5 protein-coding genes are annotated in these 17,411 nt (G+C 54.6%); all 5 read right to left on the reverse strand.

What is annotated here, in order from left to right:
- Window positions 1–136: 136 nt before the first annotated feature.
- A complete protein-coding gene (locus JTJ32_RS22665; protein WP_078731018.1) occupies window positions 137–397 on the reverse strand; it encodes a hypothetical protein in 261 nt (86 codons plus the stop codon).
- Window positions 398–606: 209 nt separating this feature from the next.
- Window positions 607–1,137 (reverse strand): contact-dependent growth inhibition system immunity protein, encoded by a 531-nt coding sequence (locus tag JTJ32_RS22670; protein WP_210043349.1) that lies wholly within the window; start codon window positions 1,135–1,137, stop codon window positions 607–609.
- Window position 1,138: 1 nt separating this feature from the next.
- A complete protein-coding gene (locus JTJ32_RS22675) occupies window positions 1,139–1,513 on the reverse strand; it encodes an endonuclease toxin domain-containing protein (RefSeq protein ID WP_210043350.1) in 375 nt (124 codons plus the stop codon).
- A 112-nt stretch (window positions 1,514–1,625) separates the two neighbouring features.
- A complete protein-coding gene (imm2, locus tag JTJ32_RS22680) occupies window positions 1,626–1,979 on the reverse strand; it encodes an Imm2 family immunity protein (protein WP_024672729.1) in 354 nt (117 codons plus the stop codon).
- The gene (locus JTJ32_RS22685) at window positions 1,979–17,404 is read right to left on the reverse strand and encodes a two-partner secretion domain-containing protein (protein ID WP_210043352.1); all 15,426 of its coding nucleotides are present in this window, start codon (window positions 17,402–17,404) and stop codon (window positions 1,979–1,981) included. The genes imm2 and JTJ32_RS22685 overlap by 1 nt, the downstream gene beginning before the upstream one ends.
- Window positions 17,405–17,411 lie beyond the last annotated feature (7 nt).

Below are 17,411 nucleotides of genomic sequence, written 5' to 3' on the forward strand. Positions count from 1 at the left end.
ATCTGGCTCATGGGCGGCTCGGATCAGGTGGTCAGGCGTATTTCATCACATTTGAGGACTTGTTCGGAGAATCCCTAGCTACATGTTATGTCCGAACACAAAATTTCTGACAGTCTCGCTTTTACTGATGAGCAAACTACTCCTCGATCAATCCCAGCGCTTCGCCCAAGCTTTCCACAAACTCTGCCTGCTCATCTGAATACTCTATTGCGATGCTTTTAAACTGAGAGCACAAAGATGATTTAGATTCCAAGTCCATCATTTGCAATGTCGAAGCTAATTGTTCAAGCCCCTGCATTGCAGCATCTGGATTTAATGCATCATCTCCCGAAAACTCAAGAAATATAGCAAGCTCAACAATGGCTCGCGCAACGTGCTTATTGATTTCCTGGCTCACGAATCACCTTCACTGAAATATTTTTAATGCTCAGCTCATCAAACATTTTCTGAGTTCTATTTGCTTGAGCCTGCGCAGTTACTCCCCAGCACGCAGTTAACTATTTTGACTTAACACGCTAGGCCAGCCAAAGGAAGGGAGGTTTACACTAAGTAGATAAAGCAACACCAGCATGAAGCCGGTGTTAGATTAATCGAAACCTCAACACATTAAGTACACCTACTAAAAGCCAAGCGCAGGGCCGCGCCTATATCAGAAGGGCTACTACCGCTGGGGATAGTGACATAGTTACTCTCACTTATACCCTTACCACTCCAGGCTTCTAGCTTTTCGTGATGGCTGGGGCGAATAGTGATCTGATCACTCTTACTTTCGATACTGCATTTTTTCATATCTTTAAATAATGCACGCTTGGTCTTGTAGCCATAGCGCTCCAAAGTGTTGCCAACCCATTGATCATATCGTTGATTGGTCAGGTTGTAGTCGTAGAGCTCCATATCAAAAGTAGCTTCAGGATGAATCCAAACATCCTTTCGCGGCTCGGGAAGCACAAATCGGCTATGAGCCAAGGCGTCAAGCAAAGCAAGGCCTAGCTCTTTATCGGCAGCGTCAGGGCTGAAAAAATACTCCACACCTTGCGGATCTGCTTGGCTACTTCGATAGCCAGAAAAAGTTTTTACGGAAATGAAATCTTTATTCATTTTCGCATCTGCCCAAGCTGTTTTTACGACATCACTCATCTTAATCTACCTTGGTAATTTTCACCGCAACGCCTTTGCTATGACCATACTCAATAGCTCTATTAATTTGATCCCACTGAGCACTCGTCGTAGCATTTGGAACTGCCACTTGCAATTCACGACTAGTAATTTGACTAGAGGATACTGTTACGTCTTTCAAACCGTACTCAGTAAACCCTGCGGCGGTATCAATATTTCCTTTGAGTGATGAATATACCTGGCTAGGATTGGCCATTTTAGCCGCAGTGGTCGTATCAAGTGTTTTGGCACTAGTCGCAACACCGGTCGCTCTATCAAAAAAGTCAAATGTCTTAAAGTTTGGGGGTAGTCGAGAGCCAGCTGGCAGTTGCGTCCCAAGGTAATCCTCCCAAGGCATGCCCTGTCCTTGGATACCCTTACCCCACTCAATCCCAGTAGTAGCACGGTCTACCACCCCGCCAGTTGCTTTTGCACCAACAAATATTTCGGACTATATCTGCTTTACCCTATTAACATACACCTAATAATCTAAGGTCATCTTTAAGCTCCACGACTTCATCAGAAGGCAGATCTTCCAAGATAGAGGAGAGTTCAAACTCCTCTAACAATTTAGAGATGGTATCCAGATGATATTTCTGGACCTTTTCCGGAGATCGCCCTGCTGAAAGAATAAGCGCTATAACTTCGAGCATTAACTTTTCAATAGGCAATTCAAATGAGTTTTCAAGCTCGCCATAGGCATAACCCACTTCACTTTCACCTTCAGCCCATGAGCTTTGGTGGCTGAGCTTGACCTTGCAATAGCTATAATAGCTACCCAGAAACCAAGCCCGGATTTCACCATAAGTCACTCTGTCTTCCATTACGGCGTCTTCCTCGGAGGGCGCAGCATAACACCCTGATTATCAAGAATATTAACGGTAATATTGGGGTACTTCGCCTTGAACTGCTCAGCCACATTCAGACAGCTGGCACAAGCCGCTTTCTCCGTAAGGATATTTACTGTTCCTCTTGCGGAGGTATTTCTCCCCAACTGGTCAGCGATATTATCTAGAATTTTGTATTCCGTATCTATTCCCCGATAAACCAAGTCTCCAGCCTTATTGGGTACAGATTGAGCGACAAAATTCCCATTTCCGGAGCCGACAAGCCCCTTACCAGCATCAGAGACTTGGCTGTGTGCGGCCATCTGCTTAGGTATTCCGGGAATATCTATTTCCGCGACAGCTACGTTACCACTTCGCCGTAAGCCAGACGGCAACCCAGCTCGAACGTCCATGACCCGTTGGGCCATCGGAGCAGTGTCAATCACGGTCGCAGTCGCTTTTGCGCCATTATCGTCTTTTTTCGCTTGTTCAAGCAACTCGTCGAGTTTTTTCCCGACAACCTTGTCAGCCAAAGCGTCACCGGCGCTAGCAAGCCCCTTCGCTCCCGCTAATGCCGAAAAAACCCGAATTGCCAGCAAGGTTTTCTGTGCGGTCCCGACATCCTGACTATAGATCGCATTGAGCTTGCTGGAAATATCTGTATTCAGGGCAACTGCTGCTCCCTCACCTATGGCTTGGCCGCTTTCCTTGAAGCTATCGACCAAACCTTGGGGCAGCTCTCCAATTCCGCTTATGATCGCGTCAAGCACAGCGCTAGGATTTTTCTGCGCAGCCTCTACCAGATCAACGGCGCCGTTTTTCAACGCGACACCTGAATCCTTCAATTCTTTGACGAGTCCGTCGCTCAAACTGCGGCTTATACCACTCTGTACGAACTGCTTGTAAAAAGCCGGATCGGCCGAATCGGCAAACATTTCAGGCCGGAACAGTTGATTACCGTCGGTGGTAAAGAGCTTTTGGTCCGTCCCCAAGTCATTCACGAACGTTTTGCCAGATTCTGCCAGAAAAGACATGGCCTTCGGATCATCACCATCGGTCAGCAGGGAACGCCATAGCATGTCTGTATTCTTCAAGGCTTGCTGGCTCAGACGCTCCATCGCTGCCTGTTCCGTGATGCCCTCTTTCTCAGCAAAAGCCTTGGCGTTCTCATTCAGCCATTTCTGTTCTTCAAAGTGCAGTTGCCTATTATAAGTTGTTGCATATTTAGCGACCTCTGCTCCCTTGGCCACATCTCCATTTACAGCCGCTGCCGCCACAATACCTGTGAGCTGAGACGCCATTAGCTCAAGTTCCTTGTTACCGCCTGCCATGTTGCCAATTACATTAATCAGTGCCTCATTGGCACCTGCAGCAATAGCGCCAGTTTTAAAATCACTTCCTGTTGCTTCGGCAACAAGCCCCCCTATAAGGGCGTGCGCCAAAACTTTCTGTATACTACCGTCGTCGTACTTACCGAGAGCCCACCCACCAATTGATTTAAACCCAACCGCCATACCAATATTACTGGCTTGCCCTGCCAATGCATTACCAAGATTCTCTGAATAACTTCCCCCATTAATAACAGTATTAACAAAGGCATCGGATGCTGACTTCATCAACACTGCTTGCGCACTTGCCATGTTAAAACCGAGATTGGTAGGGTTGTAGCCGGGCATCAAACCGGCCATAGCTGCGGAAGTTAGATACCCTTTCAGAGAGCTGGAAGAGGTTATGTCTTTAAAGGTCGCGCCAATATTGCCCCGATTATTAATAACACTGACAGCTGCATTGCTCGCCATCGAGGTCAGTGCGGCAGTCGCTATTACGTTGCCAAGTCCCGCAGAAGTGGCACCTCCAACCGTAGCAGCCGCCATTGTGCTCCCCGCACCCGCCCCCATCATACTTCCTGCCGATGCAGCAAGTGTGCTGGCAGCACCTGCCGTCAAAGCCGTCACGATTATGATGATCGCGAGCATCGCTCCTTGACCCAAGCTCGAACTACCGTACTTGAAGGACTCGTGTATTTCCTTGACCAAGCGCCAGTCCACATCACCACGTTTTTCCGCATCCTTGAGCCAAGCGAGTTGCGGATCAGCCTTGACCATGGCTTCAATAGTCTGGCTCACGCTTTGCTGATCGACTTGCTTAATATCGATCCTCAACCCATCTACCGCTCGAATGGCCAGCTCGCCTTTAGCTACGAGCTCGCTTTGTCGCAGTGTTTCATCGGTACTGCCTTTGCCTTTTACCGAACTCCATGCAAGATCACTTTTGTTTTTCTCATGACTTTCTTGGTGTAGATCCTTCACCCCCTCAAACGTCACCGCCCCGCCACTTTCAATCGTCAGGTCATTCCCACTCTCCAGCTTCGCCACCTGATACTTCTGATCGCCACCACTCGCCAGAACCAGATCACCGCCAGTCGTGATTTCACTGCCGATGTTCTTCACATCGGTCACTTCATCGCGCTTGAAGCTCTTGGCGCCAAACGAGCCCTTTTTCTTTTTTTCGTACAGCGAGTAGTCGCTGTCCTGCGCGGCGAGGATGTCGAGGTTTTCGCCTGCCACCAGGTACGCTTCCTGACCTGCTGTAATCCGGCTGGAGATCACGGCGAGGTTCTGACCGGCCTGCAGGGCCACGCTGCCACCGGCATTCAGGTCGGTGGCTACCTGGCTGACGTGATCTTCTTGACGGGTCAGTTTCTTGCTTTTGGACAGGGAGTGCTCTTCGTCCGCCGCGGAGCTGATGGTCATGTTTTCCGTGGCGGCCATTGCGATGTCGCGCTTGGCATCGATGTCGCTGGCGATTAAGGAAATATCGCGGCCAGCTTTGCCGCTCATGTCGCGTCCGGCAGTGACGGTAGAGCCCAGCTGGGTAATGTCGCTGCTGTTGTGATTTTTGTCGAAGAACAGGCTGTTGTTGACTTCCGTCGTCCCGATCGTCAAATCACGTCCGGCAACGATATTCAGATCACGCCCGCTTTCGAGAACGCTGCCACGGTTGATGAAGTCACGGCCAGCCGAAATGCTCATGTCGTTGGCCGCTTCGATGCGCGCCGCGCTATCAGCGAACTCGCTGTGTCGCTGTCCACGGACATCGTTGTCCATCGACGTGATGCTGCGCTCGTTGATCACGTCGCCATTGAGCGAGGTCAGGGACACATCACGACCTTTGATGATGCCGCCCGCCGTATTGATCAGATCGTTGCCTGCCAGCAAGTCCAGGCGATTGCCCGCCTCGATCAAACCGGTGTTGACAAGGTTGTTGCCCGCGACTGCGGAGAGGTTGTTGCTGGCGAGTAATGTGCCGACGTTATCAAGGTTCTGGCCCGCAATCAGCGAAACGTCATTACCGGCGATCAAGGCACCGGTTGGTCCCAGACGGTTATCCGCCTGCGCCAGGTACAGCACCGGAACCAGAACCTTTTCGCCATTCACTTCATGCTCTTCGAGCCACACGATGTCGTGGGTCAGCGCGGCAACCTGCTGCGAACTCAGCGATACGCCGACGGCAAGGTTCAGTTGTTGCTTGCTCGCGATAGCGTTGTTCATCAGGTACTTGAACTGCGCTTCGTTGGAGGTCTGCCCCTGAATGAACGCCTGACCGGTTCGAGCGACCACCGCTTGTTGCACCAGACGCTGTTCATAAAGGCCGTCGCCCAGACGTTTGGCACTGACTTCCGGGTCGTAGCCAAGACCTGCAAGCAGGTAATCCGAACTCATGAACTGCTTGAGTTCAGTCAGTACCGGGTTGGTTTCAATCAGGTATTTCTGAGGCTTGGAGACGAAGGTGCTAGTGGGCAGACCCTGAACCTTCGCGACCGTTTGTGAGGCGGGAGCTGTGACTGGGGTAATGGCGGTACTCTGAGCGACGGTAACCGGCCGCGCTGCGCTGATGACCGGATTGGCTTGAGCGATCACCGATGGTCTGGCAGACGTCGGGATCTGACTGGCCACTGATGTACCGGTGACCTGGGTAACCGAGGTCATCGCGCTGCCCTGCACTGCACCAGGATTTCGGATCGTGCCGTTATTGGAGGAAGCTATCGTAATCAACGGTACTGCGGTCGACGAACCATTACTCTGAACGGGCAATAGAGCACCATTGCCCTGATTGCTCGCTGTCACTCCGGCAACTGCATCGACGAGCGTTAAGCCAGCGGCGTCCGAGCTGTGACCCGGCAAGACGAATCCACCGGTGTTCGAAAAATCTGGAGCACTGGTGTCGAAGGTAGATGCATTGGCACTCAAGCCTGCAGCCTGCCGTGTGGTTAGCGCAAGCTGGCGAGTGGCGCTGTCGATCTGTCCGACCGCACCGAGTTGGATGATGCCCGCTTGTGCGTCGGGGACGGATTGTTCACGCTGAGCCAGCGATATGCTCGCGCCGCCCATCGTCCAGCTTTGCGGGACGCCGGTGGACTGGGAGATAGACGAGGCGCTGCCTGACTGGCCGCTAAGACGGAACAGGCCATTCTGGCCTGCCGGCAGGCTGAAACCTGGCAGGGCAAGTGGGTTGACTTGCTGTTGGGCAAGGTCAGGGGGGAGTTGGGCGTTTATCCTGATAACTGTAGTGCCAGCGCCTGAAGTACTCGTATCTTGGACTTTACTGACGCCACCACCTACCAGATAATCCTGGCGAATAACGCTATTCTGTAACTGCTGCGTTGCGCTTATAGAAACGTTGCCGCCTGCCTGAATAACAGCACTTCGTCCTCCTACGCTACCGTCACGAGCTCTCTCCACATCACTTACTAAATTGTGCCTCGCGATTTCGTCCGGTATCGTCTGGAATAGGTTATGCGGGTCATACATAGATACCGGCAAAGTCCTATTGAACCCACCCTCAGTGTAGTATACAGAATAAGGTACACTTTCAACATACTGCAAGGTTACGGGATCTTTTATCATGTACACGGTCCAATCTACTGGAGTATCGGACCCAACCGAAGTTATTTCAGGCACCGGCACGCCCAACCGGAGTTCTCCATCAACATCGACATAATAAATATTAGGAAACTCTGGATTATTACGTTGATTATAAGCCTTCAGCAAATCCAGCTCACTATAAACACTATTATCTGAGACTCCATCAGCCTTGTAGATACGCGTACGCTCGATATCACCTCCAATCGCACCAACATTTCTGAAATCAACAGCATTAATACCGATATTGCGACCAGCATTAATATTGCTTTTACTATTTAAAAAATCCCCACCGGAAAAATAAAAATCACGTCCAGCAGAAATCAGAGAAGATGCAGATTCGTCGTCATCTGATACTCCCTCGAAAAACTCTCTCAATACATAATTAACTGAATACGTGTCGCCTTTACAGTCTAGACACTGTAGAGCCAAAATAGCTTTAGTAAGTGTACGACCTGCAGAGACTTTCTTACCATCACTTCCCTCTGTTCGATTTTCAAAAACCTTGGCACCTATGGAAAAGTCACCTCCACTCTCCATGCTTCCTGAGATATTTGCAATTCGATCAGCTTGCTCCACCCCATTACCAACAATAAAAGTATTACCTAAACTGTAAACGTCTCCTTTTTGGTTTGAAAAATCACTAGCACCTAGTTTTATATTCGCACCACTGTAAATCAACCCACCGTAATTGAGCACCAAAGAGGCATTTACAGCAACATCTAATGCTCCTCCTAAAGCCCCGTGATTATTAAGTACATTTGCGGCCACCACAAGATCCGCAGCCGAAGATATACGACCGTAATTATCAAACTGCCCAGACGCTTTAAGCTCGCTGTGAGCACCGCCCGCGACACTTGACGTACCATTCAAGGAAAGTCTGCTAGCCGCCAACTTTAGACTCCCGAGACTAGCTACTCGCCCCCCTCCCGAATAAGCCCCCTCGATTTCTAGCGTCAAGCTCCCATCACTCGCAATCAACCCATCATTAGTCCAATTGCCCCCCGTCCCGACAAACGCATTCGACGCCAGCAACTGCCCGCTCGCCGTCTGATTGAATGTCCCGACATTGACCGTCAATCGCCCTGCCTGAATCACACTGCTGTTTGTCCAGCTGTCAGCCGTGAGCGTCAGTCCGCCGCGCGTTACGACACTGCCGCCTGCGTTGGTCAGATTGGGCGTGGAGATCGCGAAGGTGCCTTCTCCGGCATGCAGCAGAGAACCGTTGGCATTGAGGAAACTGGCGGCATTAAGCGTCAGGTCGCTGCTTGCCACTTCCAGTCGGCCGCTGCGGTTGTCGAACTGGTTGCCGATCTGGAAAAGCGTCGAACCACCTGTCCCTAACGCGCGTAGCTGGCCTGTCTGGTTGTCCAGGTTCGCGGCGCTGATGTTCAGCGTGCTGTCACTCTCGATGATGCCCAGGCGATTGTTCAGCAGCCCGCCGAGATTGAGTTCGACCTGGCCGCCCGCAATCTGGCCGTCGTTATCACCGCTGTTATCGAAGTTGACACCCGTAACGCGCACCAAACCTTTCGCGTACAGACCGCCATTACGGTTATCGAAGTCCGATGTGGTTATCAGCGCTTCGCCGGTCCGGGCAGAAACACGACCGCCGTAGTTATTGAAGCCGCCCAATGCGGTCAGGTTGAGACGCTGGGCCTGGATCACACCTCCTTGCCGCTTGCCGTCATAACCGTTGTTCAACACGCCGGTAATAGTCGAAGTGAATGCACCCTGCAAACTGGAAAGCACACCACCCTGGCTGTTGAGGTTTGCTGCGGTAACTCCAAGATCGCCCCCTTGGGCGATAATGCGGCCATTCAGGTTGTCGACGTCTTTGTTAACCGATACGCGAAGCGCTCCCTGACTTTGCAAAGTGCCAAGCGTGTTGTTGAGACCTGCTGCGTCCACCTCTACATCGCCGCCCTGACTGTAGATCAGGCCGTCTGTAGCGTTGACCACATTGCCGGTAGCGATGAGATGCAGCTTACCGTCAGATGCGAGGGTGCCGCGGTTACTGTTATCCAGTTGCCCGGATGTATTGAGCGTCAACAGGCTTTTGCCGACCAGTTGTCCGCCCTGGTTATTGACTTGGGTACTGCGCCGCAGCAATAACGCGCCGCCGCTGGCCAGCTTCCCGTTGGTGTTGGTCAGGGCAGCCAGCAGGTCGAGGGTCATTGCGCCTTTGCTGCTGAGGTTTCCCACGCTGTTGTCGAGAGTTCCGCCCTCGAAACTCAGGTCCTGCGCGGCCGTCAGATTGCCAGCGGTGTTATCAAGCGTAGCGGCTTTGATCGTCAGTCCGGCCCCACTGTCAATCAAGCCTTTCTGACTGTTGTCCAGCCGGCCGGTAACGGTCAGAGTCTGGCCAGCACCGCTGGACAGGATGCCTCCACTGTTGCTGAGGCTGTCAGATTTGACAGTCAGCGCTGTCTGGCTGACCAGCGCCCCGCCACCGCTGTTGAGCAACGCACCGCTCAGGTCGACGCCAACAGAGCCGTTGCGGCTGGACAGCGTACCGTTATTGCGGTTGTCGAGGCTTTTGCCGTGAACGTCCAGACGTTGCCAACCGGAAATCAGGCCGTTCTGGTTATTGATGCTGTCGGTTGCGACTGTCAGTACGTCGCTGCTGATGACCTTGCCGTTTGTGTTTTCGAGCGCACGGCCGTTCAGCTCAAAGCCTTGCGCGCTGGAGATTTCGCCTGACTGGTTAATGAAGTCGCGTACGCGCTTGAAGGTCAGAGGACCTTTGGCAGAAATCAGTCCGCTACGGTTGTTCAGATCAGCGTCTTTCAGATCAATGGACAGACTGGTGTTGCCCATCAAACGTCCAGAGTCAAGTGACAGCGCATCAAGGATGACGCTCATCGCGCCCAATGCCGAAACTTCACCACCGTTGCCCGAATTCAGACTGTTGGCTGTCAGAACCAGCGTACTGCCGCTATTGATCAAGCCGTTGGCGGTGTTATTGATCGTTGTTGCGTCCAGCGTCAGACCCGTTTTAGCCAGTAACTGGCCCGTCTGGTTATCAAGGACGCCTGAACCCAATTTAAGAAATTGGTTCGCGTTGATGAGACCTTCTTCGCGATTGGTCAGCGTCCCGGTAACCGTCAGTTCCAGATCGTTGCGACTGGTCAGGGTCCCGCCGGTGTTGTCCAGCGCACCGGCTTTGGCATCCACGCCTGCTGCGGCGACCATGCCTTTAACGTTATTCAGTGCATTGGCAATACGCAGAGTGAGGAATTGATTACTGAGTACCTTGCCGCCGTTGTTTTCAAGGCTATTTGCAGACAGCGTGAAAGCTTGCCCACTGGAAATTTCCCCACCCTGGTTCAACACCACACCCAGATTTTTCAGCAGCAGCGTGCCTGGGGCATTGATAAGTCCGCTCTGGTTGTCCAACTGGCCATTGTTCAAATCAAGGCTGAGTGAGGTGTTGCTGAAAAGAGTACCTTTCTGCTGATCCAGACGGCTGACGCTTGCGGTCATCGCCTGACTGCTGCCGATGCTGCCGCCACTGCTGTTGGTGAGTTTCGCGGCAGTCAGTTCCAGTCGGTCACCCGTGCTGACACGCCCATTCTGACTGTTATCGAAATCGCCTGTATTGAGCTTCAGCAAGCCTTTGCTGCTGATGGTGCCGCGCTGACTGTTGTCGAGGACGCTGCTCCCCAGGTCGAGCGCACCATCGGTCACCAGTTTGCCGCCCTGATTACCGAATGCTCCAGCGCTACGCAGGTACAGGGTGTCAGCACTGGAAACATTGCCAGCGGTGTTGGTCAGGCTGCCAGCCTTCAGGATCAGCGTACCCTCACTGCTGACCAGGCCCGTTGTATTATCGAGCAGCCCGGACAAATCGATATTGATGTCCTGCAGCCCACTTAACGTTCCGCCAATGTTGTCCAGAGCAGTACCGACGACCGTCAGGCCTGTTGTGCTGGATAGCAGGCCATCGTTCCGGTTGATAGTCCGGGTCACGTTCAGTTTCAGGGCTTTCTGCGCAAGGATCTGGCCGCTGTCGCCGTTATTCAGTTTGGCGCCGGTCAGTGTGATCGTGTCCTGACCCGAGATTTCGCCACCACGGTTATCAATGTCAGCAACATTGATAACCAGCGCCTGGGTTGCACCAATCAGGCCCTTGTTGCTGTTAGTCAGTGCATCACCGGTCAGCGCCAGAGAGCCCTGCGCGATCAATTGGCCGCCTTGCTGCTGCAGGTTGCCTATGTGCGCAACGAGGTTTTTCTTGCTGGCAAGCTGACCTTCCAGATTGTTAACGGAAGCAGCATTCAGTACGACGTCTGCGTCGGCAATCACCACGCCTTTCGTATTGTTCAGAGCGGTATCGACAGTCAGGTCCAACGCACCGCGGCTGCTGATCAAGCCTGCGGTGTTGTCCAGCCCTGCGCTATGCATATCCAGCGCAGCAGCAGAAATAGAGCCTTTGACGTTGGCCAGCGCCTTGTCGATAACCAGCGTCAACTTCTGACCACTCAGCAACTTGCCGCCACTGTTATCAAGGCTGTCGGCCTTCAGTGTGAAGGTCTGATTGCTGGATATTTCGCCGTTCTGGTTTGCAACACCTTTGAGGTTTTTCAGCAGCAACAGGCCGGAGGCATTGATCAGGCCGCCCTGATTGTTCAACTGGCCGTTGCTGAGGTCCAGACTCAACGAGGTGTTGCTGAACATCTCGCCTGCCTGCTGATCAAGACTGGTAACCGTGGCGGTCAACGCCAGTGCGCTGGCGATACGCCCGGCACTCTGGTTGATGACCTTGCCTGCGATCAGGTCAAGCGTATCGCTGCTGGTCAGGTGCCCTTTCTGGCTGTTATCGAATGTGCCGGTAGTTACAGTAACCTTCGTCGCACCTTTGCCCGACAGTGCTCCACCTTGACTGTTGTCCAGGCTGGCACTGGAGATCGTGAGCGTCGAATCCGTGGTCACAGAGCCGGACTGGTTGGAAAGCGCGCCCTTTGTATCAATCTCCAGTGCATCGGCACTGGACAGACTGCCTTTGGCGTTTTGCAGCGAGTCGGCTGTCACACTCAGTGCAGCCTCGCTGCTGAGCAGGCCGCCTGTGTTGTCCAATGCGTCGGTCAACAGGATTGTCAGGTTGTTCTGACTGGCCAGCGTACCGCCCGCGTTGTCCAGGCGCGCGCCGTCAAGATGCAAGGTGTTGCCGAAAATCAACCCCTTGTTCAGGTTGATGATGCGCGCCACTTCCAATTCCAGCGCAGTACCGGCCAGAACCTTGCCGCCGTTACTGTTCTCAAGCATCTTGGCAGTGATGTCTACGCCAATCTGGCTGGATATCTCACCATTGCGGTTGTCGATATCGTCCACGTTGAGTTTCAGCGCTTTTGTTGCGCCTACCAGACCACCCGATCGGTTATCCAGCGTCTTGCCGACCAAGGTCAGATCACCTTGCGCAACCAACTCGCCACCTTGCTGGGTCAGGCTGTCGATTTCAGCAACAAGATCAGCCTGACTGGCGATACGTCCCGAGTCGTTGAGCGCTGTTGTCACCTGCAATTTCATCAGGTCAGCAGCATTGAGCAGGCCGCTACGGTTATCCAGAAACGTGCCTGTCAATTCAAGGCCAGCGTTACTCTGAATACCGCCTTTCTGTTTTGCCGCCAGATCTGCCTGGTTGTTATCGAGTTGATCGACGAACAGTTGCATGCTTTTTTCAGCACGGATGGCTCCGCCGCGGTTGGCGACGCCATCGCTGTGTACGATCAGCAGATCCCTGGCGACGATGCTGCCACCGCGGTTGTCCACTGAGAGGCTGGATAGATTCATCAGCCCCTTGGCCTGAAGGCTGCCCCCGGTTTGATTGTCCAGTGCCCCCGTCAGAACGAGAGAAAGCTTGCCGTCGGTCACTACCGATCCAGACTGACTGTTGTCCAGGCTCACCGCGTGAATATCGACGCCCTGCCCTGACCCCAAGGTGCCTGCCTGATTGTTGATCGCCTTGCCAACGACCATGTTCAGAAACTTATCGGCCATGACCTGACCCTGGGTATTGTCCAGGCTCAGGGAAGCCAAATCGGTTTTGCCGGCGCTGGTCAGTTCACCGAGTTGATTTGACAGATAGCCGTTAACATCAATGATCAGATCGGCGTCACTGCTGACGCTGCCGCCGTTGTTGTTAAGTTCATTGGCACTAAAATCGATCCCCTTGCCGGAAACCAGACCGCGCACGTTGGTCAGCAACTTATCGACGCGTACGATCAGTGCCTGGTCGCTGATGACCGAACCGTCAGTGTTGTCCAGCGAAGTGGCCGACAGTGTGAAACCATTGGCGCTGGAGATTTCGCCGTTCCGGTTATTGACTGTGGTCAGGTTTTTCAAGAACAGCTCGCCAGGGGCGGTGATCAAACCGCCCAGGTTATTCAGCACACCGTTGTTCAAATCGAGGCTGACGTCGCTATTACTGTAAAGCCGACCGTCTTTGCTCTGGTCAAGGCCGGTGACGAACGCTGTCAGCGCTTTCGCACTGGCGATACGGCCTGCCTCACTGTTGTTGACCTGAGCGGCGGTCAGACCCAGCACATCCGTGCTGGTCAGGCGACCGCCCTGCTGGTTGTTGAACGCTCCTGTATCGACCGTTACGCCTTTGCCTGCGATACGTCCGTTCTTGCTGTTATCCAGACTTGCGCTTTTAACCGTCAGGTCGGCGTTACTCAATATTTCACCGCCCAGGCTGACGACGTCTCCGGTAACAGTCAGCAGGGAAGTGTCAGCGCTGGTGATGCTGCCACCAGCATTGTTAAGCGATGCAGCCTTCAGCTCCAACGTACCATCGCTGCGAACGACGCCCTGACTATTGTTCAGCGCACCGGTAACGTTGAAGCCCAGACTGTTTTTGCCATAAAACCGACCGCTATCCGTATTGGTCAACTTGCCCAGATTGAGCTGTACAGACTGCTGCCCTGAGACGACGCCTGCCGTCTGATTATCGAGGCTGTCGGCCGTCAGCAGCAGGGCACCATTGGCCAGCAAGCGGCCTTTGCGGCTGTTATCGAATTGACCCACTGTTGCCGTCAGCGTACCCAGGCTTGAGACTTCTGCATTCTGGTTGTTCAGCGTCGCGGCATTCAGCTCGAGACCTGTGGCAGAAATCAGACCGCGCAGGTTGTTCAGAAGCTTGTCGACGCGCACGGTCAGTGCCTTGTCGCTAATTAACGAACCGTCGGTGTTATCCATTGAGTTGGCCGTCAGCATGAAACCGTTGGCGCTGGAGATTTCACCGCCCGAATTATTGACGGTGGTCAGGTTTTTCAGAATCAACTGACCCGGAGCGGTGATCAGTCCTCCCTGGTTATTCAATACTCCGTGACTCAAATCGAGGCTGACATCGCCGTTGCCGTACAACCGTCCATCATTGGTCTGGTCAAGGGCAGTCACCACGGCAGTCAACGCCATCGCGCTGGCGATACGACCCGCCTCACTGTTGTTGACCTGTCCGGCAGTCAGACGCATGACTCCGCTGCTGATCAGGCTACCGCTGTTCTGGTTCTCGAACGTTCCAGTGGTCAACACAATGCCGTTGCCGGCGACTCGCCCTTTGCGAGCGTTATCGAGGCTACCTGTCGTAAGCGTAAGACTGGCGTCGCTCAGCACCTCACCGCCATTATTGACGGCAGCTCCGGTGGCAGTGATCGTGGAAGTTTGCGCACTGGAAATACTGCCGCTGGTGTTGTTCAGCGATGCGGCCGTAAGCGATAACGTGCCATCGCTGCGGATAACGCCCTGTTCATTGTTCAATGCACCGGCAATGTTGAAACCCAGGCTGTTTTTGCCGTAAACCCGACCGCTGCCGGTATTGGCCAATTGCCCCAGATTCAACTGGACGGATTGCTGCCCGGAGACCACACCGTTGGCCTGGTTGTCGAAACTGTCTGCAGTCAGCAACAATGCGCCGTTGGCCATCAAACGGCCTTTCTGGCTGTTATCGAACTGGCCGACCGTTGCCGTGAACGCACCGAGGCTGGAAATTTCCGCGTTCTGGTTGTTCAGGGTTGTCGCGTGCAGCTCGAGGCCGTTGGCAGATACCAGTCCGCGCAGGTTGGTCAGCAACTGGTTCACGCGGAGGATCAGCATCTTGTCGCTCAGCAGCGAACCTTCGGTGTTTTCCAGCGAAGTGGCCGACAGCGAGAAGCCGTTGGCGCTGGAAATCTCACCGCTCTGATTGTTCACCACGTTCAGGTTTTTCAGCAGCAGTTGGCCGGGTGCGTTGATCAACCCATCCTGGTTATTCAGCACGCCGTTGTTCAGATCCAGGCTTACGTCGCTGTTGCTGTAAAGACGACCATCATTGGTCTGATCAAGACCTGTGACCACCGCCGTCAGGGCCATGGCGCTGGCGATGCGACCTGCCTCGGTGTTGTTGACCTGAGCAGCAGTCAGCCCGAGGGTGCCGGTACTCGTAAGACGGCCGTCCTTGTGGTTATCGAATGCGCCCGTGGTGACAGTAGCGCCGTTGGCCGCAATCCGCCCGCTCTGACTGTTGTCCAGCGAGCCGCTGGTCAACGTCAGGCTGGCATCACTGAGAATCTGTCCGCCCCGATTGACGACGGCGGCATTGGTGGTAATCGAGGCCGTTCCGGCGCTGGTGACGCTGCCGCCGCTGTTGGCAAGGCTCGCCGCACTCAGGCTCAGGATGCCGTCACTGCGCAGCACGCCCTGATCGTTATTCACGGCTCTGGTGGCAGTCACGCCCAGGCTGTTTCTGGCGTAAACGCTGCCCTTGCCGGTGTTGGTCAGTTGCCCCAGTGTCAGTTGTACGTTCTGCTGGCCTGATACCGAACCGGCGTTCTGGTTGTCCAGCGTGTCGGCCGTCAGTTGCAGGGTGCCGTTGGCCAACAGGCGACCGCTGCTGCTGTTGTCGAACTGAACGAGCGTGGCGGTCAGGTTGCCCAGGCTGGAGATTTCACCGGTGCGGTTGTCAACGGTGCCGGTGTTCAGCAGCAGGCCACCTGCGGCGTTGATGATGCCCAATTGGTTGAGCACCTGGCCGGAGATGCGCGCAGTCAGCACAGCGCCACTGGACAGTTTGCCTTGCTGGCTGTTATCCAGCGTTTGGGCCGTGATGTTCAGATTGCCGCTGCTGCTGATAAGCCCGCTCTGTGCGTTCAGTACTTGAGAGGCGTTGATGTCCACGTTGCCGCCCTGGCTCAGAATACGGCCGGACTGACGGTTGTCGATCACGCCCGCAGCAACCCGTGCGCTGGCCTGACCGTTCAAGGTTGCGCCCTGGTTGTTCAGCGTCTGGGTAACGGTAGCCTGCAAGGCACGGCTGGCAGTGATGCTGCCGCTGTTGGTCAGGCCGTTGGCCGACAAGGTCACATCGCCCGACGCGTTGCGGCTGTTGTCCGCGTTGACACCCGCTTCGATCACGGCCGTGTTGCGCAACTGGCCGCCAGCGGAAAGGGTCAGTGCATCGCGTGCAGCGACGTTCTGCCGGGTTGTGAGATCACCGCCGGTGGTCATCGCCAGTGAGGAACCGGCGTACACCGGCCCGTTGACCTCGGCGGTGTTGGCCCGCACGTTTACCGCGCCGCTCGCCGCCACCTGCATGACGTTGAGGTGGCCGTTGGCATCGATCTGGATATCGCCGCCGCTGGCCGCCAGGTCTCCGGCGAGCCTGACGCCGACGCCCGCCTCGGTACCGACCAGCCGGATGGCACCGGCGTACATGCCGCCCAGGGCCGAGCTGTCGATCGCCAGTTCCGGCTTGCTGCTGCCGTCGTCTGCCAGTGCCGTCGGGTTCAGGGTCTGTGCATCGACGTCGTTGCGACCGGTGATGACGTTGAGGCGTTTGGCGTGCAGTTCGGCGTTGATCTTCGCGCTGCGGGTGATGATGTCGAACTGGTCGACGTTGTCGGCGTTCACTCCCACGCCGTCAATCGAGATGCTGCCGCCCTGAACGTTGAAGCGCTGCAACTGACCACTGGCGTCGAGAACCGGCTTGCCGGTGGTCAGCGTGACCTGCGGCGTATTGATGAACCCGCAGCCATTGCAACTGATGCCATACGGGTTGGCCACGATGACGCGTGCCGCCTGCCCTGCCACTTCCGTGTAACCCCTTAGCTGGCTGGCGTTGGCGCCCACCACTTCGTTGAGAATCGTGCTGGCCGCTGTGCCACGCAGATTGGAGTTGCCGACGATGATGCCGCCCAACTGGGTGCTCTGGGTCTGGTTGGTCGAGTTGTTGAGAATCACGCCCTGACTGTCAACGTTGTACTGCTGGAACTGGTTGTGCGACAGGCCGCTGGCATTGGGCGTGGCGATGTTGATGATGGGCACCCCATTACCGGCCTGACCCAGCGTGGTCCCTGTGCCACTGACGGCGATGCCTTCGGCCTGGACCAGCAGCGGCTGCCAGAACAGGGCATTGGCCAGAATCAGCGCAAGGCCACGCTTGGGCATTCCCCAGAAATGCTGACGCTCGGTCAACGCCGCGGAAGGCTGGCGGGCGAGCAGAGCCAACTGGTGAACGTCCATGTAAGTG

This window comes from Pseudomonas alliivorans (assembly GCF_017826695.1).
Lineage (GTDB): Bacteria > Pseudomonadota > Gammaproteobacteria > Pseudomonadales > Pseudomonadaceae > Aquipseudomonas > Aquipseudomonas alliivorans.

Excerpts from the sequence above, each read along its gene's own strand:
- JTJ32_RS22670 (WP_210043349.1), bottom strand. The coding sequence starts at position 1,137 with ATGAGTGATGTCGTAAAAACAGCTTGGGCAGATGCGAAAATGAATAAA.
- JTJ32_RS22675 (WP_210043350.1), bottom strand. The coding sequence starts at position 1,513 with ATGCCTTGGGAGGATTACCTTGGGACGCAACTGCCAGCTGGCTCTCGA.
- imm2 (WP_024672729.1), bottom strand. The coding sequence starts at position 1,979 with ATGGAAGACAGAGTGACTTATGGTGAAATCCGGGCTTGGTTTCTGGGT.
- JTJ32_RS22685 (WP_210043352.1), bottom strand. The coding sequence starts at position 17,404 with ATGGACGTTCACCAGTTGGCTCTGCTCGCCCGCCAGCCTTCCGCGGCG.